The organism is Bdellovibrio sp. ArHS (genome assembly GCF_000786105.1).
GTDB lineage: Bacteria > Bdellovibrionota > Bdellovibrionia > Bdellovibrionales > Bdellovibrionaceae > Bdellovibrio.
Map to the genome: position 1 here is coordinate 139,562 of NZ_JTEV01000010.1, position 21,267 is coordinate 160,828.

The window sequence follows — 21,267 nt, forward strand, 5'->3', positions numbered from 1 at the left end:
TAAAGTCGAGCGCGTAACAAACCGATACAGAAAGTGATTTAAACATCTGAAGAGGTTCTGTTATGAAGATCCCTGTATTGATCCTCGGGTTTCTATTTTCGATGTCTGTTTATTCCGCCCCTAGGCAGGACGTGGAAAAGAAGATTATTGCTGACCTGGCACAAAGTTTTTCCCATCTGAAAACTCCTTCAGAAGCATTGGCAAGAATGAAGCCGCATTTAACCGATGAAGAAGTAAAATATTTGCAGAATCTGATCGAAAAAAAGCTGTGGTTAGAAATGCCCCAGATTGAAAACGAAGGACGTTTAATCACTTACAAGTTTTCTAATGGCACGAAGCTCGCGGTCGAAATCGCCGACTACTTTGGTAGGACCTACGTGGTGAACGGCCATAAGTTAGAGCTCGAGCGCTATGCCACTTTAGAAGAACAAATATCTTACTTGCGCCGCTTTATCAGTATGCGAGTCCTCTCGTCAGAGAAAAAGGGGGCCGGGCTGTGGTCTCTATTTCTTCCCTCGGCCCACGCGTCACTGACTTGCAATATGGTAGTCAGCTCGGGCTGTCTTGAAGTTTCGATGGCGGCCGCTCTTTGGCTGACGCGGGAAGCGTCCACGGAGTCTCCATTGGCACGCTGTCGTGATAACTATTACTACAATAAAAATCAGGATATGACGAAAAAATGCCTGTCTCAATACGGCAACAGTCTGTCTTTATCGAGTATTCAAGAGATCAGCGAGATTTTGGCGCAGACAGCGCATACATCCTTGGAAATTTCCTGTAACAAAGGTGAAGGTCCTCATATTTGGATCAACGGAGAAGAGGTCACGCGCTTCAACAAGGGACTTACGGCAGCAGATTATTCGATTACGATGAAGCAGGATCCTCATTTGAAACTCAATAAACTTCCAGCCGCAGTCTTACGCTGCTGTCAAAAGCCTTCGGGGGATCCTTTAGCCGGTGAGTGCGAAGAGTTTGTGAATAACCATCTTGGCATAAAAGAGAAACGCACCAAGGAATTTGGAGGATCTCATTTGCGGATTCGTGGGAAAGAAATTGAAGGAAGAAGATAATAAAAAACCCAGCCGAAGCTGGGTTTTTTAATTTAAGGTTTGAAGATAGGTCCGTTACCAGAATTCAGAACCCGGTAAGGGTTGTCAGAGTATTCAATCAAATACAGAACAGGTTCCAGATTTTTTCTTTGTACTTCCGGAATCACGCCTGCGCCAGGATAGAAGCCCCCAGATCCCCAACCGCTGTTGCCAGGATCCAGTTCAAAGGTGAAAGAGATGATCTTGTGTTCGGCATAAGACCAATCCGTGGTGTCGCCGCTAGCAATATAGAGCTCTGAGGATTGTTGAGGAGTGTAGCCGTTCCACTCGGCCATTTTTTTTGCCATGGTTTCGTGAACTTGTTTGTCCTGGGTATTGGCGATGCTTTCGTAGACATGGCCCCAAGGATAAAGAATTAACTGAGAATAAGTGTGGAATGAAAGAAGGATCGTGATGTTTTCATGAGTGTCCACGTACTTCTTAATGGCTTGCGTTTCAGGTTCACTGAAAGCGTTAGGGCCCCGGAAAGTTTCACTGTTCGGACTGGTGCTGGCACCGCCGCCACCCCAGCCATAACCATAGTTCCGATTCAAATCGACGCCGTAAGTTCCGTTGCTATTGCGGGTGCGATTTTTTCGCCATGATTTATAGCTGCCTGTTGAAATATCGTATTCCGCGCCATCGGGGTTGACCATGGGAATGATATGAATATCACGACTGTTGACCAAACGTTGGATGCGCGGATTGCCGCTGGCGTACTCGGTAAGAAGATACTCAATATAGTAAATAGGAAGTTCAATCGACAGATGTTCACGGGCATGGTGGCCACCCATAAATAAAGAAGCGGGAACGGTGTCGGCTTGGGCCAAGTTGCCGGAGATTCGTACTGCCCAAATATCGCGGCCTTCGACGGATTTGCCGATCGAACTCATCTGTGAAATCGCGCTGTGAGAAGCAACCAGGTTGCGAAGTTTTTCAGTCATTTCCGCATAGTTGTGGAAAGCGGCGTCTTTTGCGGGGAAGTCCATTGCGTCGGTCAAAGGAAAGCTGACATCCAGCAAGCCCATGCGCTCCAGAGCATTCTTTTCTTCAAGGCTTCCCACACCGATCACGTAATCTTCACGGGTGGTTTCAATAGACAAACCGGTATTGGCAATCAAAGATCTTTCAAACTTATCTTTGGCGCGCACCTTCATCCAATATTGTGTCGAATCAACAGTGTAGGCATTTTGAAAAGGCAGAAAGCCAACCGCCACAAAAGCGGCTGCAACGAGCACCTTGGTGATTTTCATAACCCCTCCTTGGGTCTGACATCTCTGTCAGGAATACCTTAGTGTCATTTATCTTTGTCGAGGTACAAGTCTTTAGTCAGTGCACACAGCCTTAGGTCTAGCTGTTTTAATTTTACCAGCGAATGGGTTCTGGCTCGATTTCCACGCCGAACATATTTTTTACGTCGCCACTGACCTGATTGGCAAGTTTCCAGACGTCGTCTGCAGAGGCGCCACCGTGATTCACCAGAACCAAAGCCTGCTTTTCAAACATGCCGACAGGCCCTAATTTTTTGCCTTTCCAGCCAGCTCTATCAATCAACCACCCGGCGGCAAGTTTGAAATTCGTGCTCAGGTAAGGATAACTGACCAGGTCCGTATGTTTCATTAAAATGGCGTCGCGCATTTCTTTTGAAACGATGGGATTTTTGAAGAAGCTGCCTGCGTTTCCTATGACTTTTGGATCGGGAAGCTTGGACTGACGAATGTGAATGACGGCGTTGGCAATAGTGCGTGGATCTGCAGCCAGTTGTTGGCGCTCCAGTTCTTTACGGATGTCTCCGTATTCAAGATGCAGAATGTTCTGTTTGGGCAAACGGAAGGTCACATCCCAGACAAGATAGCGACCAGCACCGTCGTTTTTAAAATAACTGTCACGATAGGCGAACTGGCATTCCTTGTTGTTCAGCTTTTTTGTTTCGCCAGATTGTAAGTCCAGACAGGTGACTTCCCAAATGCTGTCTTTCACTTCGACGCCATAAGCCCCGATATTCTGAATTGGCGAAGCGCCCGCAGTTCCCGGAATAAGAGAAAGATTTTCTAATCCCCAGTAACCCTGCTGCAAAGTCCACTGCACGAAATCATTCCAAACTTCGCCCGCTTGCACTTTCACGAACCAAAAATCCTTGTCGTCGGCGACAAGTTCTTTTCCTTGATTTGAAACCTTCAGCACTAAGCCAGAGATGGAAGAGGGAAGTACAAGGTTGCTTCCGCCACCTAAAATATTCCAATTCAACTTTTTTAGGGAAGAATCATTTTGCAGAGCATGCAAATCCGAAGGGGAGTAGAGCTCTGCAAAGTGCTCTGCTTGTGAGCGCAATTGAAGAGTATTAAATGAGCTAAGGTCAACTTTTGTGCGAATCTGCATGGTGTACAGATTTTATTAGAAGCTGACGGCTTTGGCCATCATTCTTTCCAGAACCTGATCTTTGTTAATAAAACAAATGCCAAGTCCCAGGCCTTTGCTCCAAATCACTTCTGCCGCAACGTTGTGCGTACGTCGAACGCTGTCGAGCTGGACGGTCATATTTAGAAGATCGCCCTTTTGCGGGACGTAGTCTCCTTGTGACACCTCAAGAAAGGCGCCGGTCTGAGAAAGATTTTTTAAATGCGCAACCAGAGTTCCGATATGGCCATAAACTTCGATTTTCGCAGTTTCTTTTGTGGCAAATCTTTGCGAGGTTTTCATGGGGACTCCGGCGACGACATGTTCCTGACTTTATTGTCGGAGGAAATATCGTGTTCGTAGAGTCCAAAACTCCCGGTTCTCAAAATGAGACTGTAATCTGGACTCTATTTGCGAATGTAGGTAAGAAACGAAAATGGAATGGGCAGTTCGACGTCACGACGTGCGGTCTGTGTGAAAACCTTTTCGTCGATTTGCGGGTAATAGGTGTCACCCGGGAACTCCTGATGAATAAGGGTCAGATACACTTTGTCGGTTATGGCCATGGACTGCTTGTAGATTTCTCCGCCGCCGATAATAAAAACTTCGTCGCCCCATTTTTCAGTCAGAGGCTTGGCGTGTGCCACCGCTTCGTCGAGAGAAGAAACAAAAACCACCGGGCTGGATTCTGTGGACGGAAAGCTGTGTTTTGACGGATCACGCGTGATCACGATGTGATAGCGATGGGGAAGAGAGCGGCCGTTGAACGAGTCAAAGGTCTTTCTTCCCATGATCATAATATGACCCTTTGTAGTATCGCGGAAAAATTTCATGTCTTCAGGAAGACTCCAAGGAAGGCCTCCCTGAGTTCCGATGACATGATTTTTTGAGCAGGCCACAACGTGGGTTAAAATCATACAGCCACCGGCGCTTTGATCGCAGGATGCGGGTCGTAGCCTACGATTTCAATATCCTCGTAAGTGAAGGCGAAAAGATCCTTCACCTCTGGATTTAGCTTCAACTGAGGAAGAGGACGGAAGTCACGAGTCAGTTGCAGTTGCGCCTGCTCCAGATGATTCGTGTAAAGGTGCGCATCGCCCAGAGTATGAACGAAATCACCGACACCCAAATCACAGACTTGAGCGATCATATGAGTCAGTAAGGCATAGCTGGCGATATTGAAGGGCACGCCTAGAAAAATATCGGCACTTCTTTGATAAAGCTGACAAGACAGTTTGCCGTTAGCCACATAGAATTGGAAAAAGGCATGGCAGGGTGGCAGCGCCATTTTATCAACATCGCCCGGATTGAACGCCACGACTAAAAGGCGTCGAGAATTCGGATTTTTTTTGATTTGTTCAACCACGTTGGAAATTTGATCGATCGTACGACCATCGGCGGTTTCCCAAGAGCGCCACTGTTTACCATAGACCGGTCCTAAGTTGCCGTTTTCATCCGCCCACTCATCCCAGATGGTTACTTTGTTGTCGTGCAGATATTTGATATTTGTTTCACCTTTAAGGAACCATAAAAGTTCATGAAAGATCGACCGCGTGTGCAACTTCTTTGTCGTTAAAAGAGGAAAACCTTCTTCGAGGTTGTAGCGCATTTGATAGCCGAAAGTGGAAATAGTTCCGGTTCCGGTGCGGTCTTCTTTTTTTGTGCCATTTTCAAGAACGAACTTAATAAGATCGTGGTACTGCTTCATCGATCCTCCCTGAGAGGTGCTTAGCAACAGTATTTTGGAACCTGTCTTTTTTGTCTATGGAAATGCAGGCATATCGCAGGGCCCAAAGGGGGTTTCGTATTGTGTCATGAAAGGCTTTGTTGCCTATTTGCTGCACATCTCGACACTGAAAGCGGCCCTATAAGACAAGCCTTTGTTAAAACCTGACGGACCCAGGCGTTGGGACCTTGTTATTCCAGAACCGTGTTCCACTTTTCATAGTCTTTCGGGGGCTCTGCGAGTAAAGAAAATTTCGCTTGAGCCTTCGCCATTTCTCCTGCGGGTGAAGGTGTTGCAAGCTCGACTCCGCCACGAAGAACCGTATCCAGAGCGTCGATTTTTAGTTCGGATTTGAATAAACCTAACTTCGCCTTAATCCCGGAAGAACGCCAAAACACAGTGTTTGTTCTGACGACACGAACATAACGATTTAAAATATTGATTTGCAGAAGAACGGTTTGCCCGGTCTTGGACAAGATTTCTTTCGTGACGGTGCCGACTTTCAATCCGCGAAAGGTGACCGAGTCGCCGGCGCTGACAGAACCGAGATTGCTAGTTTCCAGTTGATAAGTGCTAGTGTCCTCAAGAGGGTCTTTGGATTCTCCGCCCTCTTTGCCTTTGAATTCCTTTTTTATGGGGCCACCGATTTTTCCGGGATCGACGGAAATATAAGCCCCTTCGATCAGGGTCTCGAGGCCAGAAACGCCCTGCAGGCTGACTTTGGGGGTGACCAACCAGAAGCGGGTGCCTTCCACTGCGAATTCTTCAGCGTGTTTATACAAAATAGCATGCGCCACAACGTCCTTTTTGTCTCTAGAGATCATCACTTTGTGAACATCACCGATCGTCACTCCTCGGTAACGAATTTGTGTTTTACCGGGTTGAATCTGCGAGCCATCATCAAAGAAGATTTTTATATGGGGACCACGCTGCTGCCAATAACCCCAAAAAAGCCACACTGAAATGGCAATAGCAAAGGCGGGGAATAACCAGATATACCATCCAGCTTTCAGGGCTTTCACACGTTGTTCTGTGGCTGTTTCAGTCATCGCTTTCTCTTTCCCATAACATTTGTGGATCGAAGTACGCCGATGCGAGCATCGTAAAAATCACGACAAGCAGGAACATGATGGATCCTGATTCCGGTCGAACTTCGGCCAGGTTTCCTAATTTCATAATGGCAACTAAGACCGCTAAAAGAAAAATGTCCAGCATCGACCAGCGACCGATGGCTTCGACAATATGATAAAGCGTGGTCTTAAAGCGCGCGCGTCGGTTGTTTTTAGCTGTGGCTGACAGATAGAACAAAATGAGCAGCTTCATCAGCGGAATCAGAATGCTGGCTAAAAATACAATAATCGCTATTGGCCAGTAACCCGTGTCGGACAGCTGCAGGATGCCGCTCCAGATTGTAGACGTGGTTTTGTTGCCATAGATTTCTAAGGTCATAAATGGAAAGAAATTGGCGGGCAAATAAAGGATCAATGCCGTGAATGAAAAGGCCGCAGTCAGTTTAGTTGATTTGGGATTAAGGCGAGTATTCCGACTTCCGCAACGATCACAAATAATTGTGGCGCGCACGTGAACGGGAACAGGCATATGATACCCGCAAACCTCACAGACCAAATATCGCGTCGGCGTTTTCGTTTCTTCCATGCAGGCGATTTTAGCTTGAGCCGAGCGGGGGTCATTCTGCAATGACTGGGCTTGCAGAGATGCAAATGAAAGGCTGTAAAGCGGCAAAAAAAAAGCCCTTTGTGGAAACAAAGGGCTTTATCGGAAACAAAAAGAAGCTGTTTATTGGAAGTTCTGAACTTGGGCGATGTAAGGAAGGTTGCGATAATAACCCTGATAATCCAAGCCATATCCGACGACAAAATCGTTTGGAATTTTGAAGCCGACATGGTCGATATCGCATTTGACCTTCAAGGCATCTGGTTTTTCCAACAACGATACTGTCGTCAGGCTTTTCGGTTTGCGAGATAGAATTGCATTTTTCAAGTAATTCATCGTCAGGCCGGTATCGATAATGTCTTCCACCAAAATCACGTGGCAGTTTTCGACCGGACTCGCCAAATCCAAAGTCACTTTCACTTCACCCGAAGAAGAAGTGCCACCGTGATAAGATGCTACACCGAAAAACTCGCAAGTGATGTCCGCATTGATGTTGCGGATTAAATCCGAGTAGAACATGAAAGAGCCTTTAAGAACGCAGACCGCGACAACTTTTTCGTCCTTAAATTTCTTGGACAGAGTTTCGCCCAACTCTTTTACTTTGGCCTGAATTTGTTCTTCAGTGATGTAAGGTTTTAGTGAAAGGTTTGTCATAGTGCTCTCTCCATATCTACACAAAAGAGTTATTCATGATCTCGCCGAAGCCGCCGCCGCCAGGGACGATGTATTGTTTGTCGTTCAGGCCGCGTTCTTGATCCCAATATTCCCCGGGAATAGCCTCTAAAACTGCCGTAGAAGACAGCCCTCGGTCAAGCCTTAAGGCATAGATCACGACATCAGGGTGGGCGCTAAGTACATTCTTCAAATATTCAGGGGTTACGATCAGGTTTAACGCAATAAACTTTTTTGCGGGTCCTTCGATATGAGTTTTATAGTGATCTACGGCCGTGATCATTGTGTTTCCGGTCGCTCCCATGGGGTCCGGGAAGATGACATGCGCGTCTTTAACGTCGCCCCCGATTTTCATGCCGCCAAACTCTGCCCCTGTGACCTTGTCTTTGTTGTTCGTCACGCGGGCTGCAAAGATATGATCCTGACGCACGTTTTGCGGCTTCAGGGAAAAATGGAGGGCATTATAGCAAATATGACTGGGGTAGGTCCCGGCCCGGGCCAGATTTACGCTGACGGCCTTTTGCTCGGCGGACAGGCGCACACCCTGAAGTAATTTGTCGGGATGCGCCTCTGACATGCGCGTGGGTTGGATGAAGTTCTCTAATGTGAACTCGTTATTCATGATAACGGCTATCAGGTGCGTATAAAGCACTTCAACAATGCGATTGATTTCGGGTTGAAAGCAATCGGCAGAACACAAGCGCGCTAAAAGACCACTCAGGAACGGACTGTCAATGATGTGCACCTGAGACCCGTATTTGTGTCTCAGTTCTTGATGAAACGTCATATTGAACCTTTGGTGACTAGTTGCCCTTGACGAACTCGATGAAGATCACAAACTCGCTGTCGCCCGCACGAAAACGGGGCGAACGCAAAATCTTAAAAACATCGATGGCTGTCAGTTCGTCATCGTTTTCCAGATTAGACTGCGCAGGCATGACTCCGGCAAGGAAAAACCCGGTGCGGCCACCGATTTCGAAAATGGCGGGAAAAGACTTTCTTTGAACTTCAAAGTTGCCCGAGGGGGTGGGATCTTTCCAGGTTCTTTGGATTTCCAGATTGCCCCGAAGCGTGTTGCCCTCAATTTCATTGATTTCAAAAAATGTGGTCAAACCGATTTCAATCGTTGGATCACGGCGATCTTTAATGGAATACGACCATTGAATCGTCCCGGCACCATCAAGAGCCCGTTCTTCTTTGTGCAAAATCGTGATTTGTGGCCGATTGATATTAGAATCCACCGTGGGTAAAATTCCCGCGGCATAGTCGTTAAAATTCATGAATTGGCCGGTGTTGCGACTGGCGCCCATAATCGCATTCAGACTGCCACGACCGACTTCCGCGTAATAGACGACCAAGTGGGCCTCGTTTTTAGCAACGGCGCGCGCTGATTTTTCTGTTCCGGTGGGACTGGCGGTCGCTGAAGCTGTAGGGCTTGCAGCCGGGGCCGGAGCCGCTACCTTGTAGGCAGTCACCACGCCATCAGCGGCATCGTTCTTCGCGTCAACTTGCGGTTCTTGAGAAGCTTGATCCGTCGGCGAGGGCTCGGCCGCCTCAGGGCCTGCTGCAGGAGCTGTATTCGGGGACGGGTTGATCTGAACTGTCGATTTAAGATAGTTCACGCGCCGTTCAAGGTTTTGCTGACCTTTTTGATAAAGACTGATCCCGACGCCACCAGCAATGACAACCAAAAGAGAAAGTTGAATCAAAGGATTGCCGAAAACCCGCTTCCACAGCGGAGGTGTCGCTGGTTTAAAACTTTCCATATCAACGCCACACTGTGCGCAGTATTTATCTTTCGGTTGTTGGAACCCACAGCGTGGACAGTTGATCAACATAAAATTAGGTTAAGACAAAGCGACTTGACGCTCAATAGAATAATTCATACCTTGAAATCTCAAGAGAGAATCCTAGAGCGCGTGAATAAAATGGCCGGGACCGAGCGCTCCTCGCGCGGTGTCCGCGACCCTTTTACCAAGTGCTTTTACAGATCGAGAGCCGCAGCTATGAAGAAGTACAAGCCGAAGTCCGGTGAAAAAATAGAGATTAAAGAAGAAATCATCCCGCCAAAAGTCGAGCTGCCTTTTGAGTTTTCTCCCGAGCACTATCCCGTTTTACTGCAAGAAGTTCTAGCCGCCTTTTATCCTTTTCGCGCAAAAGAAAAGCCCACTTATTTCGATGGCACTTTCGGGCGGGGCGGTCACTACTCGGCGGTGCGCTATGTGATTCCCCAGATGAAAGCCACGGTCATGGACCAAGATCTAGCCGCGGTGAATTTCGCTAAAACCCGCTTCCAGACGGACGTCGAGCAGGGCCAGTTAACGATAATACATGGAAACTTCTCTCAATTTTCGGAACACAATCTGAATAATTTTGATATGATGCTCTTAGATCTAGGTGTGAGTTCTCCGCAATTAGACCAGGCGGAGCGCGGCTTTAGTTTTTATCACGATGGCCCCCTGGATATGCGAATGAATCAGCAACAAGGAATGACAGCAGAGATGCTTGTGAATACGGCTTCAGAGGAAGAACTCATTCGAATCTTCAAAGACTACGGTGAAGTGTATCGCCCGGCCCGCGTCGTTCGCGCCATTGTCCATGACCGTAAAACCAAAGCTTTTCAATCCACCAGTCAGTTGGCAGGCCTTATCGAGCGTGTCGATGGGTGGCAAATCAAAGGGCATCATCCCGCTACCAAATATTTTATGGCATTGCGCCTGGCTGTGAATTCGGAACTGGAAGTTGTCGAACAGGCTTTGCCAGCCATGATGAAGTCCTTGAATCCTGGTGGGCGTTTAGCCGTCATCACCTTCCATTCTTTGGAAGACCGTATCGTGAAGAATATCTTCAAAGATGCTGAAGATCTTGGTCGCCCCGTTTATAAAAAAGTGATTGTTCCCACTCAGGAAGAGTGTGACAAAAACTCTCGCTCGCGCTCCGCGAAGTTGAGAGTCTTCGAGAGGAGTGCTCAGGATGAGCTCGGAAAACTTTAGGCAGTTAAAACCTTTTTTTAGTATTCTCGTCATCATCTTCACCCTGTTTTCCATCGTCTTTTTGCAGATGGAGGAGCGGCGCATGGGTTACAGCGTTTTAAAGCTGACCCGCGAACATAAAAAAGTGTGGGAAGAAAAGCGCACCAAAGAAATCGCTTTGGCGAAAATCACCCGACCGCAATTGCTGGATACAATGGCGCAGCAAAAATTCACTCTTAAAAAAGTCCAAGCCAATCAGATTATCCACCTCAGCGGTCCTGTCGCTAGTGATGTGGAAAAAGTGGTGAATAAAGATATCGCAAAAAAGGACCTGTAATTGAAATCACGTATCGTCATTATTTTTGTAGGTATATTGGTTCTATGGTCAGCCTTGATTCTGCGTGCCGGGTATTTGCAGTTTTTACCGAATGATCGCTTGAATTCGTTGCAGAACCGGCAGTTTCAAACCAAGGTGACGCTGCAAGCGCGTCGCGGAGCCATCGTGGATAGCAATGGGCGTGATCTTGCGATGTCGGCTGCGGCCTATTCTTTATATGCGGATCCCAAAATTATTGAAAATCGAAAACTGGCAGCGAAGAAACTCGCCAAAGTTTTAAACCAGTCCTACGAGTCTGTTTATGCGAAGATCAAAGACGGGAATCGTCGCTTCGTGTGGATTCAGCGGATGTTGGATCAAGGTGCCGCTGACGAGATCAAATCCTGGGACATCCGTGGACTTTCCTTCGTTGAAGAATGGCGTCGGGTTTATCCGAATGAAACTTTATTGGCGCAGACCTTGGGCTTTTTAGGAATTGAAGGTCAGGGGTTGGAAGGGCTGGAATTAGGTTACAATCAGTTGCTGGCCGGAAACCAAAAGAAAGTTTCGGTCAAGCGGGATGCTCGTGGTCGTCCTTTGATCAATGATGGCTTGATGTTCATTGAGAATCCAGAAGGAAGCGAATTGCGTCTGACGGTGGACTCTGAGCTGCAATATCGATTGGAAAGCGAGTTGGCCAACGCCGTCTCTACTTTTGAAGCGGATCACGCTGTAGGTGTTATCCTGGATGCGAAGACTTCCGCGGTTTTGGCTTTAGCTTCAGCGCCCACCTTTGATGTCAATAAGGCGATGAAAGCGGCCGCCGAACATCGTCGCAATAAAATCGTCACAGATGCATTTGAGCCGGGCTCGACGATGAAAACCTTCGTGATCGCCGCCGCCTTGCGGGACGGTTTGATTCAACCCAACACCAAGTTCTACTGTGAAAAGGGCAGCTTCAAAGTGGGCGATCGCATTATTCGCGAGGCGGAATCCAAAGAGAAATTCGAGGACCTGACAGTCTCTGAAATTCTGGCGGTGTCTTCAAATGTGGGTACGACGAAAATTGCTTTTAAGATGGGCTCAGACAAACTTCGTCAGGGACTTCTGGATTTTGGCTTCGGCCAAAGATTGGGTGTGGATCTTCCCGGAGAAGCACGGGGCATGGTGCAAGCTTTGCCTTGGAGACAGCACTTGCTAAGTAATATCTCTTTCGGTCACGGTATTTCCGCGACACCATTGCAAATCGCCAACGCTTTTGCCGCGATCGCCAACGGCGGAGTTTTGAATCGACCGTACATCGTACAGAGCATTCGTGATGCCGAAACAGGCGAGTTGAAAGAAGCAGAAGTAAAACCCATCCGCCGAGTTTTAACAGCCGAACAAGCAGCCCAGATGCGGGCAATGCTTGTTGGTGTTACAACCGTTGGCGGAACGGGCGGTAACGCTCGTGTTGACGGTTTTATGGTGGGTGGTAAAACGGGAACTGCGCAGAAGGTGAATCCCAACGGTCGCGGGTATCTAAAAGGTGCTTATATTTCAAGCTTCGGTGGTTTCATCCCTGCGAATGATCCAAAATTCGTGATTTATGTGGCAGTGGATTCGCCTCGCAAAGCATATTATGGCGCTACCGTGGCAGCACCTCTTTTTGCGCGCATGGCCTCTTACGCCGTCCGCAAAGAAGGCATTGCGCCGTTGCCGATTGCGGAAGTTTCGACGGTGGATAAAAAAGTGCGTCGTATCGCCGCGGAACCCAAACCTGCGGTGAAGATTCCTGTAAAAGAAGTATTGACGGCTTCTGAGCTTGATAAGGTGACAGAGGTGATGACCGGCGAAACAGTTCCTAACTTGAAGAATCTGACGACACGAGAAGTTCTTCGCCGTATCAACGGTCAGGACTTGAAGGTGAAATTTGTCGGCCAGGGGGTTGTCGCTGACACCATTCCGGATGCGGGCTCTCTTCTTCCGGAATCCAAAGAAATCACAGTCATCATGAAGTAAAAGTGAAGGGAAGAGATAGTCTTCCCTTTTTTTTGTCCGATTTTTTTCAAACATCGGCCAGTTGTGTCAGTCTTTCGAGTCTCAATTAAAACCTAATCCAGTTCGTTCTTTGCTCTTCGAGTTTACTCTGGAAGCTCAGATATTTGTTGCTTCACCTTCCTCTTTCAAAGAAAGTACTCGAATATGGAAATCCAGCAGGCGTCGCCTTCCGATCTTTTAAAAAAATATTTCAAGCTTTCCCAGTTTCGCCGTGGGCAACAAGAGATCATCGACGCCGTACTCGCCAATAAAGATGTTTTAGCAGTTCTTCCCACGGGTGGCGGTAAGTCCCTGTGCTATCAATATCCAGCGGTGCACTTTCAAAAGCTGGTGATTGTTATTTCGCCTTTGATTGCCTTGATGAAAGATCAAGTGATGGCTTTGCGCAGGCTGGGAATTCCCGCTGGATGTCTGCACTCGGGGCAATCCGATGATGAAAAACGTGAGGTCTTTGCCGAGTTAAATAAAGGCGGCGCTTTCGTGCTCTATCTTTCTCCGGAAAGAGCGCAAAAAGAGGGCTTTCAAAAATGGGTGCAACATAAGCCCATCGCACTTTTTGCCGTCGATGAAGCGCACTGTGTGTCACAATGGGGCCATGATTTCCGTGAAGAGTATGCACAACTGAGTATTTTGAAAAAACTGTGCCCTCATGTTCCGATCTTAGCTTTGACTGCTTCGGCAACGCCAACGGTGTTGGACGATATTTCCAAACATCTGAATTTGCAAAAGCCAGAACGCATGGTCCATGGTTTCTACCGTTCCAATCTTTATTATCAAGTTGAACTTTGTGAAAATGAAGAAGCCAAGCTGGAGCTGCTTCTTCAAAGTATTAAGTCTACGCCCACGGGGCGAATCATTGTCTATTGCGGAACTCGCAAGGTGACCGAATCTACCGCGGCGTTGTTGCAGAAAAAATTCAAGCAGGTTGGCTTTTATCATGCGGGCCTTTCCGCAGAAGTCCGGGCGCAAACGCAGGAATCTTATGCCGAGGGGGCTCTGCGAATTCTTGTCGCGACCAATGCCTTTGGTATGGGAATCGATCAGCCGGATGTGCGTTTGGTCGTGCACTATCAGATTCCTGCAAACATCGATGCCCTTTATCAGGAAATGGGCCGGGGTGGACGTGACGGTGTCGAATCCACCTGTCTGACTTTGTATTCGAAGAAAGACAAGGGGCTGCAGTCCTACTTTATTCATTCTTCGGAAGCGCCAGAGGAAATCAAAAGTGCGCGTTGGCGCAATCTCGAGGCACTCGTCAATTATTCAGAGGGCGGTGAGTGTCGTCATGCCGAGATTCTTACGTACTACAAAGACTCGCAACGCATCGAACGTTGTGGTCACTGTGACAACTGTGATCCGAAGTCTGTGCGTCGTATTTTAAAACCACTAACGCCCTCTTTGGTGCTTGATACCACTCTGGAAAAAATTAAATCGACTTTGAAGAAGACGAAAAAGCCCAAGGCCTCAGACCTGGATTTCGTTTTGGATGACATCCAAGAAAAGCGTTACGAGATTTTGCGCCAGTGGAGAAAAGCGAAAGCCAAAGAACTGGATGCTCCGGCGTTTGTGGTCTTCAGCGATCAAACTTTGAAACATCTTGCCGTGAAAAACCCGCAAAGTCTTGAGGAAATGAAGTCTGTTTACGGCATCGGCGACGCCAAAATTGAAAAATTTGGTTGGGACGTCCTGGCAGAGTTAACCCGCTAGAACTTGGCGTCCTATATCTTAGTACTTGGAATTCTCGGTAGAGATCCCCATTAAGTCCCGCCATAATTTTTCCATGGCGGAAGCATTTGATAAAAACAAAATCATAGAGGCCTTATCTGAAAACCTAAAATCTTCTTCACGGGCTCAAGCGGCCTGGTTGGGGGGCTCGACAGCCACCGGCTATGAGGACTCTTTGTCCGACACTGACATTGTCGTCATCAGTTCTTCTCCTGAAGAAATATTCAAAATTATCGAGGCTTCTTTGCGACAGCTTTTTCCGATCGAACACATCTGGAATGTGGAAGACTCGCCGTGGAAGAATTTTTCTCAGAAGTTTTATGTCTTAGAGCAGGCCCCCAGCACCTACTACGTCGATGCCGGTGTTTTTCAGTCGTTGGAACCTGCGGATTACGCGGAATATTTCAATGTCGAACGCCATGGTGCGCCGGTCCTGCTTTTCGATAAGAGCGGTATTTTGCAGGCCGCCGCACAATCGCCCCGCTATGAAAATTCCAAAAAAATGGATTGGTCTCAATGGATTGCCCGCTTCGAAATACTTTATCGAACTTTTTTAAAGGAATCGATGCGCGGAAAGTACATTGACAGTTACACGTTCTATCAGAGACTCGTGATGATGTGGGTGCAACTGTTACGCGGTCAACGCGCACCTCAGAAGCATGATTTTGGCATGCGTTACCTGTATCGGGACCTGCCCGCGGACGAAGCCGCTTATATCGAAAAACTGCTGCAGGTTTCAAATATTCGCTCGATGCAAGAAGCCGCCGCTGATTTAAAAATGAAAATGACAAAATTTCCAAAGGACGTTTCTTTATGAAGATTTTAGTTTTAGGTGGGACCAGATACTTTGGCCGAAGACTTGTGCATTCGCTGATTCAAGAAGGTCATGAAATATGGGTTCTTTCCCGGGGCCAACAGGAGGATGATTTTGGCGCTCGTGTGCATCGACTCAAAGGGGATCGTAAGAACCAAGAATCCCTGGCTCAGGCGGTGGGTTCTCTATCTTTTGACTTGGTCGTCGATCAGGTCTGCATGACCCCCAATGATGCGGCAATAAGCTGTGAGGTGTTTGCGGAAAAAACGCCTTATTACATTATGACTTCGACCATGTCCGTGTATTCCTTAGGAGGGAATCTTCAGGAGGATAGCTACAACCCCTTCTTGTACCAGCCGAAAAAGCCTACCAATCCCGCCGAAGAATATGGAGAAGGGAAGCGCGCGGCGGAAAACTACTTTGCGACCAAAGCCCCTTTTAAGTGTGCATTCGCCCGCTTTCCTGTTGTAGTCGGAGAAGATGATTACACCGGCCGTCTGTGGGGGCATATTAAGAAAATCAGAGACGAAGAGCCTCTTTATTTTCCCAACTTAAATGCCAAATTTTCTTTTATCACGTCCGAGGATGCGGCTCGCGCGCTCTTGTGGTTGGTACATTCTAAACACGAAGGCGCTTTTAATTTCGCCTCTGAGGATGCCATTCCCCTCAAAGAACTTGTTCAGGACATCGAAGCTATCACGGGAAAAAAAGCGCACCTGCTGCAAGAGCCTTCGCCAGAAAACTGGTCCCCGTATGGAATTACCGAGGACTGGTTTTTAAATGTCGAAAAAGCCAAGGCCGCCGGCTTTAAAGCACAACCGGTGAGCCAGTGGCTTCATTCGCTCTTAGTCAGCTTGAATCGAGTTTAAGTATTCACCGATTTTCATGATCACAGGGGCGGGGATTTCGTGCCCGCCGCGAAAGCTTAACATCGACCCTTTCATTCCGTTTTGATTCAAAAGGGTGTTGAGCTTTTGCGCTTGTTTATGCCCCAGAACCTGATCCATTTCGCCGTGACTTTGGAAGAATCGTTGTCCTTGACGAGCCGGAATGAGTTTCTTCCATTCTTCCTGATGCAGCAAGGTTCCCGACATAATGACAAGTCCAGCGGGAGTTTCGGGCGCACGTAGATAAATTTCTGTCGCGAGCATCGCGCCCTGACTGAATCCACCCAGGACAATTTTGTTCCAAGGCACTTTGAGTTGCCGAATCATTTCCATGGCGGCGTCGTAAGCCTTGGGAAGACCTTTCGGCGTTTCATTGCTGAAGTCGCGGTGCTCGCCGCGAGCTTGAGCCTCTTGGATCTCTAGCATATTGACGGTCCACCAGGCGCGTCCCATCCAGGCTGGTCCAATGGGCACTTCTAAAATTCCATTCGGAAAAAGCCAATTGTAGGTCTTCTTGGTGGAAATCATATCCCCCAAAGAAAAAAGGTCATTACAGTCAGCGCCGAAGCCGTGAAAGAAGATCACCCAGGGCGCGTTATCGTCATTATTTATTTCTTGGCAATGTATCTTTCCGAGTTGTCTCATAACTTAGTCATACGCTATTCTTGAAACCGAGTCTATGAAACTGAATAATCTCTTTGCCAGCATTCCAGGAATTTCGAATTACACTGTGCCAGATGTGGAAGTCAGCGGCGTTTTTAATGATGCGCGTCTGGTAATTCCTGGAGCGGTTTTTGTTGCGATCCGCGGTAGCAAACTGGATGGGCACAGTTTTTTGAACGACGCTGTTACCAAAGGGGCCGCGGCTTTGGTTGTCGAAGATCGCACCAAAGTTCCACAGGGCTTTAGCGGCTTCATCTTCCCAACGGACAACTCACGGGAAACTCTGGATCTTTTAGCCAGTCGTTTTTACTTGGATCCGGGACAGGAACTTTTTTGTGTCGGTGTGACCGGAACAAACGGAAAAACTTCCGTGACGTATATGACCGAGGCAATTTTAAACGCCGGAAAAATTCCCACCGGAGTCATTGGCACGGTCAATCATCATCTGGGCGAAAAAGTCTGGCCATCAGAAATGACCACGCCGGATCCTGTATTTTTGCAAAAACGTCTGCGTGAATTCCGCGATGAGGGGGCCATGGCCGTAGCCATCGAAGTGTCCTCGCACGCTTTGGATCAGAAGCGCGTCGACAGTGTTCCATTTAACACGGTCATCTTCACGAACCTGACCCGGGATCATTTGGATTATCACGAAACCATGGATCAGTATTTTGAGGCCAAACAACGGCTTTTCACGGATCTGTTATGGAAGACCGAAAAGAAACCCTGTTATGCCATTATTAATACGGTGGATAAGTATGGCCGTCGTTTGAAGGTCGCTGATCCGGCGGTTCTTTGGACTTACGGGGCTAAGGATGCAGATATTCGTTACGAAATTTTGAAAATGGATTTCGCGCTGACTCATTTCAAAGTGCAGACGCCGCTTGGTGAAGGGGAAGTGCGCCTTCCAATGTCGGGCACGCATAATGTTTTGAATGCCCTGGCCGCGTTAGGAGCGGGACTTTCCGCCGGAATTCCTTTGGCAATTTGTATTGAAGCCTTAGAGGCTTTCACCGGTGTACCGGGTCGTCTGCAATCGGTTCCTAATCAACAGGATCTTGCGGTGTTTGTTGATTATGCCCATTCTCCAGATGCCCTTGAGAATGTCTTAACCGCATTAACAAAAGTGCGCGAGAATCTAAATTCCTCAGCGCGAATTTGGACGATTTTTGGTTGCGGCGGAGATCGAGACAAAGGGAAGCGTCCTTTAATGGCGCAAATGGCTCTGCGTTTTTCCGATCAGGTCGTGATCACATCGGACAATCCGCGGACGGAAGATCCGCAAAGTATTATCGATGATATCTTAATGGGTGTGACAGATTCTGCGAATAAAACAAAGACCTCGGTCTATGTCGATCGTAAAGAAGCTATTCATCAGACCATAAAAAAAGCTCAACCCGGCGATGTTGTTCTTATTGCCGGGAAGGGACATGAAGACTACCAAATTATCGGCAAAGAAAAATTTCCATTCAGTGACGTGAAAGTAGCCGAAGAAGCCTTGCAAGGGAGATAAAAAACAATGAGAGCCATGGACGTGCAAACCATTGTCAATGTAACCGGAGCCCAAGTTCTTGGACGTAAAGATGAAAAATTTCAGGGTCTCGGCACGGACACACGCGCCGATCTTAAAGGGCAGCTTTTCCTAGCGTTAAAAGGTGAGGCTTTTGATGCCCATCAATTCCTTGATAAAGCGGTTCAGCAAGGGGCCACGGGTCTTTTGGTTCACGAGGACAGCGAGCTTGTAAAAAAACTTCAGGGACAAGTTACGATTCTGAAGGTGTCTGATACGTTGAAGGCATTGCAACAATTAGGGACGTGGGCACGCCGCCAGTCTAAAGCGAAGGTTTTAGGTATCACTGGTTCGAATGGAAAAACGACGACCAAAGAGTTCACGGCGGCGCTCATTGGTTCCGCAAAAAGAGTTCACTACAACAAAGGTTCTTTCAACAATCATTGGGGCGTTCCTTTCACACTTCTGCAAATTCCGGCTGATGCCGAAGTGGCAGTGGTTGAGATGGGAATGAATCATGCCGGTGAATTGACAGAGCTGGTTCATATCGCCGAGCCTGACGTCGTGGTCTGCACCATGGTGGGCCGAGCGCACATGGAGTTTTTCGGCAGCATCGAAAAAGTGGCCGAAGCCAAAGAAGAAATCTATGAAGCCGCCGACATGAACACCCTGCGCATTTATAATCTGGACAATCCACAGACTCATAACATGTACGTCAAGGCAGTCGAGAAGAAGTATCCACGTGAAAAAATTCTAACTTTTTCGTCGGAAGACCCGCGGGCTGACGTGCATCTGACGATCTCTGCCATGAATATGGGCGAACTTTCTATTAAAGGAAGTATCGCGGGAAAGTCAGGATCAGCGAGTGTTCAGGTTTTCGGTTCCCAGAACTTAACCAATCTGATGGCAGCAGCCTCCTTGGGCTTGGCAGCGGGTTTGACGGCGGAACAGGTTTGGAAGGGATTGCCTTATTGTAAAACCAACTGGGGCCGCAATCAGCTTGTGAATTTAAAATCGGGCGCACAAATGATCTTTGACGCTTACAATGCCAACCCCGATAGCATGAAAGCGCTGATTGATAATATGAAGCTCTTAACTGTGCCAGGGCGAAAAGTGGGTGTCTTCGGGCAGATGCGCGAATTAGGAAGTGCCTCAGCCTCTTTGCATGAAGAGTTGGGCACTTGGGTGGGGCAAGCGGGATTCGATAAAGTCTATTTTATCGGAGACGACTATGAAGCCTTTGGGAAAGGCTTGCAAAAAGCCGGTTATAAAAATCCCTCACTGATCGAAAAAGATTTTAAGGAATCTTCGGGTCAGGATTTGGGACGGTTTTTACAATCTGGAGATATTGCTGTCGTGAAGGCATCACGCGGGACAAAGCTGGAACGCTTTGTATTCCCTTGTGAACCTTTGGACTTCGCGGAGAAGCAGTAACACGCTGAACCTTGGACAGGTTCAGCGCTGTGGTGAAAAGCGCAAGATACATAAGCTACTCCCACTTTTTGTGAAACTTCTCGATTTTTTCGACAAGTTCCTTTTTCTGTTCAGCGGTCAGGCTTTTGTGCAACACGGCCACTTTATCGAGATATTTGTCGACCCGTGCATCCATGCGCGCCTGCCGTGCCTGAAGCACTTCTTTGATTTTGCCTTTATCAAGTTCGTCGGCAAGAAGCATTGCTTTCAAGTCGCCATATAAAGACTGGCGAGTGGCTTTTTCCTCAGCAAAGTCTTTTTTGAGCTCGTTCGTGATATCTTTAAGAAGAACCTTTTGCTGTTCATTGAAATCAAATTTATCGGCGATCTTTTCACTTACGGCATTAATTCTTTCTTCAGGACTGCGATGGCATCCAGTCATTAAACCAAGTCCAGCGAAAGCCAAGGCGACGCCCAAAACGCGAGGCCATTTTCTTTTAATTCCCATTTTCATAACAGCTCCTTTGAGGTGAGTGGGTTTCTTGAAGACCAGTGTAGAGCTTCACAGCCTGGCAGTGGTTGCTGGGTTGTTAATATTTGTAACAAATTGTAACTGCTTGATTATTCTGGGGTTTAACCCTTTCGCCAAAACCTTTTATGAACTAATATAAAGGCATGAATCGCATAGCCTTGATCGATGACGATCAGAAATTAGGGGACTTGTTAAAGCAGTATTTCAGCCAGTTCGAGCTGGAGGCGGTGCAATTCACCCTCCCCTCAGAGGCTCTGTCGGCTTTAAAGCGCGATAAATTTGATGCGATTATTCTGGATGTGATGTTGCCGGAAATGGATGGCTTTGAAGTCTGTAAAAAAATCCGCGCCTTCAGTGACCTGCCGATCTTAATGCTGACTGCCCGGGGCGAAACCTCTGACAAGGTTCTGGGGTTGGAGTTGGGAGTGGACGACTATCTGCCCAAACCCTTCGAAGCGCGCGAACTTGTCGCGCGAATGAAAAGCTTGATCCGTCGCTATAAAAAAACCTCTGTCGGCACAAAACTGCGCTCCGGGGCGTTGCTGCTGGATACCCAGTTGCGAGCGGCGTTTTTGGAAAATCAGAATCTGAATCTGAGCACACACGAATACGAGTTGTTAAAACTGCTGATGACCTATGCGGGGCAAAGTCTTTCCCGGGATCGCATCATGGATGAACTTCGTGGTGTCGATTGGGAGGCCTACAACCGCAGTATCGATGTGGCTGTCAGTCGTCTGCGCCAAAAGCTCAAAGATCCTGCCAAAGCACCGATCTTTCTAAGAACTGTCTGGGGCGAGGGGTATTGTTTTATCGCTCCGGTGGAGGAAGCACTGTGAAACCG

22 protein-coding genes are annotated in these 21,267 nt (G+C 47.8%); 10 read left to right on the top strand and 12 right to left on the bottom strand.

Features of this window, described 5'->3' with window-relative positions:
- Positions 1 to 62 precede the first annotated feature (62 nt).
- A complete protein-coding gene (locus OM95_RS05050; RefSeq protein ID WP_041870943.1) occupies positions 63 to 1,070 on the top strand; it encodes a hypothetical protein in 1,008 nt (335 codons plus the stop codon).
- Between the two features lie 32 nt (positions 1,071 to 1,102).
- On the opposite strand, the gene OM95_RS05055 is transcribed toward OM95_RS05050, so the two are convergent.
- The 10 genes from OM95_RS05055 to OM95_RS05100 all read right to left on the bottom strand — a co-directional run bounded on the left by OM95_RS05055 (position 1,103) and on the right by OM95_RS05100 (position 9,395).
- Positions 1,103 to 2,341 carry a M14 family metallopeptidase gene (locus OM95_RS05055; protein WP_041870945.1) on the bottom strand — a complete coding sequence of 413 codons (1,239 nt, stop codon included), beginning with the start codon at positions 2,339 to 2,341 and terminating at the stop codon, positions 1,103 to 1,105.
- Positions 2,342 to 2,453: 112 nt separating this feature from the next.
- Positions 2,454 to 3,467 carry a UDP-N-acetylmuramate dehydrogenase gene (gene murB / locus OM95_RS05060; protein ID WP_041870947.1) on the bottom strand — a complete coding sequence of 338 codons (1,014 nt, stop codon included), beginning with the start codon at positions 3,465 to 3,467 and terminating at the stop codon, positions 2,454 to 2,456.
- A gap of 15 nt (positions 3,468 to 3,482) precedes the next feature.
- Positions 3,483 to 3,788, bottom strand: coding sequence for a PilZ domain-containing protein (locus OM95_RS05065; protein WP_041870949.1), 306 nt, complete (start codon positions 3,786 to 3,788; stop codon positions 3,483 to 3,485).
- A 104-nt stretch (positions 3,789 to 3,892) separates the two neighbouring features.
- Positions 3,893 to 4,402 carry a dihydrofolate reductase gene (locus tag OM95_RS05070; protein ID WP_041870951.1) on the bottom strand — a complete coding sequence of 170 codons (510 nt, stop codon included), beginning with the start codon at positions 4,400 to 4,402 and terminating at the stop codon, positions 3,893 to 3,895.
- Positions 4,399 to 5,193 carry a thymidylate synthase gene (locus OM95_RS05075; protein WP_041870953.1) on the bottom strand — a complete coding sequence of 265 codons (795 nt, stop codon included), beginning with the start codon at positions 5,191 to 5,193 and terminating at the stop codon, positions 4,399 to 4,401. The genes OM95_RS05070 and OM95_RS05075 overlap by 4 nt, the downstream gene beginning before the upstream one ends.
- A gap of 209 nt (positions 5,194 to 5,402) precedes the next feature.
- On the bottom strand, positions 5,403 to 6,260 hold the full coding sequence (locus OM95_RS05080; protein WP_291515593.1) for an MlaD family protein: 858 nt from the start codon (positions 6,258 to 6,260) through the stop codon (positions 5,403 to 5,405).
- Positions 6,253 to 6,867 (bottom strand): paraquat-inducible protein A, encoded by a 615-nt coding sequence (locus OM95_RS05085; protein ID WP_291515594.1) that lies wholly within the window; start codon positions 6,865 to 6,867, stop codon positions 6,253 to 6,255. The genes OM95_RS05080 and OM95_RS05085 overlap by 8 nt, the downstream gene beginning before the upstream one ends.
- A gap of 141 nt (positions 6,868 to 7,008) precedes the next feature.
- The gene (gene hpt / locus OM95_RS05090) at positions 7,009 to 7,539 is read right to left on the bottom strand and encodes a hypoxanthine phosphoribosyltransferase (protein WP_041870955.1); all 531 of its coding nucleotides are present in this window, start codon (positions 7,537 to 7,539) and stop codon (positions 7,009 to 7,011) included.
- Between the two features lie 16 nt (positions 7,540 to 7,555).
- On the bottom strand, positions 7,556 to 8,344 hold the full coding sequence (locus OM95_RS05095; protein WP_041870957.1) for a uracil phosphoribosyltransferase: 789 nt from the start codon (positions 8,342 to 8,344) through the stop codon (positions 7,556 to 7,558).
- A 16-nt stretch (positions 8,345 to 8,360) separates the two neighbouring features.
- The gene (locus tag OM95_RS05100; RefSeq protein WP_041870959.1) at positions 8,361 to 9,395 is read right to left on the bottom strand and encodes a hypothetical protein; all 1,035 of its coding nucleotides are present in this window, start codon (positions 9,393 to 9,395) and stop codon (positions 8,361 to 8,363) included.
- Between the two features lie 168 nt (positions 9,396 to 9,563).
- Between OM95_RS05100 and rsmH the strand changes: the two genes are divergently transcribed.
- The 6 genes from rsmH (at position 9,564) to OM95_RS05130 (ending at position 16,293) form a co-directional block, all read left to right on the top strand.
- Positions 9,564 to 10,550, top strand: a complete 987-nt coding sequence (gene rsmH / locus OM95_RS05105; protein ID WP_041871130.1) for a 16S rRNA (cytosine(1402)-N(4))-methyltransferase RsmH — start codon at positions 9,564 to 9,566, stop codon at positions 10,548 to 10,550.
- 82 nt (positions 10,551 to 10,632) lie between these two features.
- Positions 10,633 to 10,866: a hypothetical protein gene (locus tag OM95_RS05110; RefSeq protein ID WP_291515595.1), complete on the top strand. Its 234-nt coding sequence runs from the start codon at positions 10,633 to 10,635 to the stop codon at positions 10,864 to 10,866.
- On the top strand, positions 10,867 to 12,846 hold the full coding sequence (locus tag OM95_RS05115) for a penicillin-binding transpeptidase domain-containing protein (RefSeq protein WP_041870963.1): 1,980 nt from the start codon (positions 10,867 to 10,869) through the stop codon (positions 12,844 to 12,846).
- 183 nt (positions 12,847 to 13,029) lie between these two features.
- Positions 13,030 to 14,592, top strand: a complete 1,563-nt coding sequence (locus OM95_RS05120; protein ID WP_041870965.1) for an ATP-dependent DNA helicase RecQ — start codon at positions 13,030 to 13,032, stop codon at positions 14,590 to 14,592.
- Positions 14,593 to 14,665: 73 nt separating this feature from the next.
- The gene (locus OM95_RS05125) at positions 14,666 to 15,427 is read left to right on the top strand and encodes a nucleotidyltransferase domain-containing protein (RefSeq protein ID WP_041870967.1); all 762 of its coding nucleotides are present in this window, start codon (positions 14,666 to 14,668) and stop codon (positions 15,425 to 15,427) included.
- A complete protein-coding gene (locus OM95_RS05130; RefSeq protein ID WP_041870969.1) occupies positions 15,424 to 16,293 on the top strand; it encodes an NAD-dependent epimerase/dehydratase family protein in 870 nt (289 codons plus the stop codon). Before OM95_RS05125 ends, OM95_RS05130 begins: the two co-directional genes overlap by 4 nt.
- Here the strand turns inward: OM95_RS05130 and OM95_RS05135 are convergent.
- Positions 16,270 to 16,956 (bottom strand): serine esterase, encoded by a 687-nt coding sequence (locus OM95_RS05135; protein WP_041870971.1) that lies wholly within the window; start codon positions 16,954 to 16,956, stop codon positions 16,270 to 16,272. The genes OM95_RS05130 and OM95_RS05135 overlap by 24 nt on opposite strands.
- Before the next feature lie 34 nt (positions 16,957 to 16,990).
- Between OM95_RS05135 and OM95_RS05140 the strand changes: the two genes are divergently transcribed.
- Entirely contained in the window at positions 16,991 to 18,484 is a 1,494-nt protein-coding gene (locus OM95_RS05140; protein ID WP_041870973.1) for a UDP-N-acetylmuramoyl-L-alanyl-D-glutamate--2,6-diaminopimelate ligase, read from the top strand.
- A gap of 6 nt (positions 18,485 to 18,490) precedes the next feature.
- Positions 18,491 to 19,915, top strand: coding sequence for a UDP-N-acetylmuramoyl-tripeptide--D-alanyl-D-alanine ligase (gene murF / locus OM95_RS05145; protein WP_041870975.1), 1,425 nt, complete (start codon positions 18,491 to 18,493; stop codon positions 19,913 to 19,915).
- A 55-nt stretch (positions 19,916 to 19,970) separates the two neighbouring features.
- Here murF and OM95_RS05150 read toward each other — a convergent pair whose 3' ends face one another.
- Positions 19,971 to 20,408 (bottom strand): Spy/CpxP family protein refolding chaperone, encoded by a 438-nt coding sequence (locus OM95_RS05150; protein WP_041870977.1) that lies wholly within the window; start codon positions 20,406 to 20,408, stop codon positions 19,971 to 19,973.
- A 161-nt stretch (positions 20,409 to 20,569) separates the two neighbouring features.
- Between OM95_RS05150 and OM95_RS05155 the strand changes: the two genes are divergently transcribed.
- Positions 20,570 to 21,262, top strand: coding sequence for a response regulator transcription factor (locus OM95_RS05155; RefSeq protein ID WP_041870979.1), 693 nt, complete (start codon positions 20,570 to 20,572; stop codon positions 21,260 to 21,262).
- Positions 21,263 to 21,267 lie beyond the last annotated feature (5 nt).

Excerpts from the sequence above, each read along its gene's own strand:
- rsmH (WP_041871130.1), top strand. The coding sequence starts at position 9,564 with ATGAAGAAGTACAAGCCGAAGTCCGGTGAAAAAATAGAGATTAAAGAA.
- OM95_RS05055 (WP_041870945.1), bottom strand. The coding sequence starts at position 2,341 with ATGAAAATCACCAAGGTGCTCGTTGCAGCCGCTTTTGTGGCGGTTGGC.
- OM95_RS05050 (WP_041870943.1), top strand. The coding sequence starts at position 63 with ATGAAGATCCCTGTATTGATCCTCGGGTTTCTATTTTCGATGTCTGTT.
- hpt (WP_041870955.1), bottom strand. The coding sequence starts at position 7,539 with ATGACAAACCTTTCACTAAAACCTTACATCACTGAAGAACAAATTCAG.
- OM95_RS05095 (WP_041870957.1), bottom strand. The coding sequence starts at position 8,344 with ATGACGTTTCATCAAGAACTGAGACACAAATACGGGTCTCAGGTGCAC.
- OM95_RS05150 (WP_041870977.1), bottom strand. The coding sequence starts at position 20,408 with ATGAAAATGGGAATTAAAAGAAAATGGCCTCGCGTTTTGGGCGTCGCC.
- OM95_RS05100 (WP_041870959.1), bottom strand. The coding sequence starts at position 9,395 with ATGTTGATCAACTGTCCACGCTGTGGGTTCCAACAACCGAAAGATAAA.
- OM95_RS05070 (WP_041870951.1), bottom strand. The coding sequence starts at position 4,402 with ATGATTTTAACCCACGTTGTGGCCTGCTCAAAAAATCATGTCATCGGA.
- OM95_RS05135 (WP_041870971.1), bottom strand. The coding sequence starts at position 16,956 with ATGAGACAACTCGGAAAGATACATTGCCAAGAAATAAATAATGACGAT.
- OM95_RS05110 (WP_291515595.1), top strand. The coding sequence starts at position 10,633 with ATGGGTTACAGCGTTTTAAAGCTGACCCGCGAACATAAAAAAGTGTGG.
- OM95_RS05080 (WP_291515593.1), bottom strand. The coding sequence starts at position 6,260 with ATGACTGAAACAGCCACAGAACAACGTGTGAAAGCCCTGAAAGCTGGA.
- OM95_RS05120 (WP_041870965.1), top strand. The coding sequence starts at position 13,030 with ATGGAAATCCAGCAGGCGTCGCCTTCCGATCTTTTAAAAAAATATTTC.
- murF (WP_041870975.1), top strand. The coding sequence starts at position 18,491 with ATGAGAGCCATGGACGTGCAAACCATTGTCAATGTAACCGGAGCCCAA.
- OM95_RS05085 (WP_291515594.1), bottom strand. The coding sequence starts at position 6,867 with ATGGAAGAAACGAAAACGCCGACGCGATATTTGGTCTGTGAGGTTTGC.
- murB (WP_041870947.1), bottom strand. The coding sequence starts at position 3,467 with ATGCAGATTCGCACAAAAGTTGACCTTAGCTCATTTAATACTCTTCAA.
- OM95_RS05130 (WP_041870969.1), top strand. The coding sequence starts at position 15,424 with ATGAAGATTTTAGTTTTAGGTGGGACCAGATACTTTGGCCGAAGACTT.
- OM95_RS05155 (WP_041870979.1), top strand. The coding sequence starts at position 20,570 with ATGAATCGCATAGCCTTGATCGATGACGATCAGAAATTAGGGGACTTG.
- OM95_RS05140 (WP_041870973.1), top strand. The coding sequence starts at position 16,991 with ATGAAACTGAATAATCTCTTTGCCAGCATTCCAGGAATTTCGAATTAC.
- OM95_RS05075 (WP_041870953.1), bottom strand. The coding sequence starts at position 5,193 with ATGAAGCAGTACCACGATCTTATTAAGTTCGTTCTTGAAAATGGCACA.
- OM95_RS05065 (WP_041870949.1), bottom strand. The coding sequence starts at position 3,788 with ATGAAAACCTCGCAAAGATTTGCCACAAAAGAAACTGCGAAAATCGAA.
- OM95_RS05125 (WP_041870967.1), top strand. The coding sequence starts at position 14,666 with ATGGCGGAAGCATTTGATAAAAACAAAATCATAGAGGCCTTATCTGAA.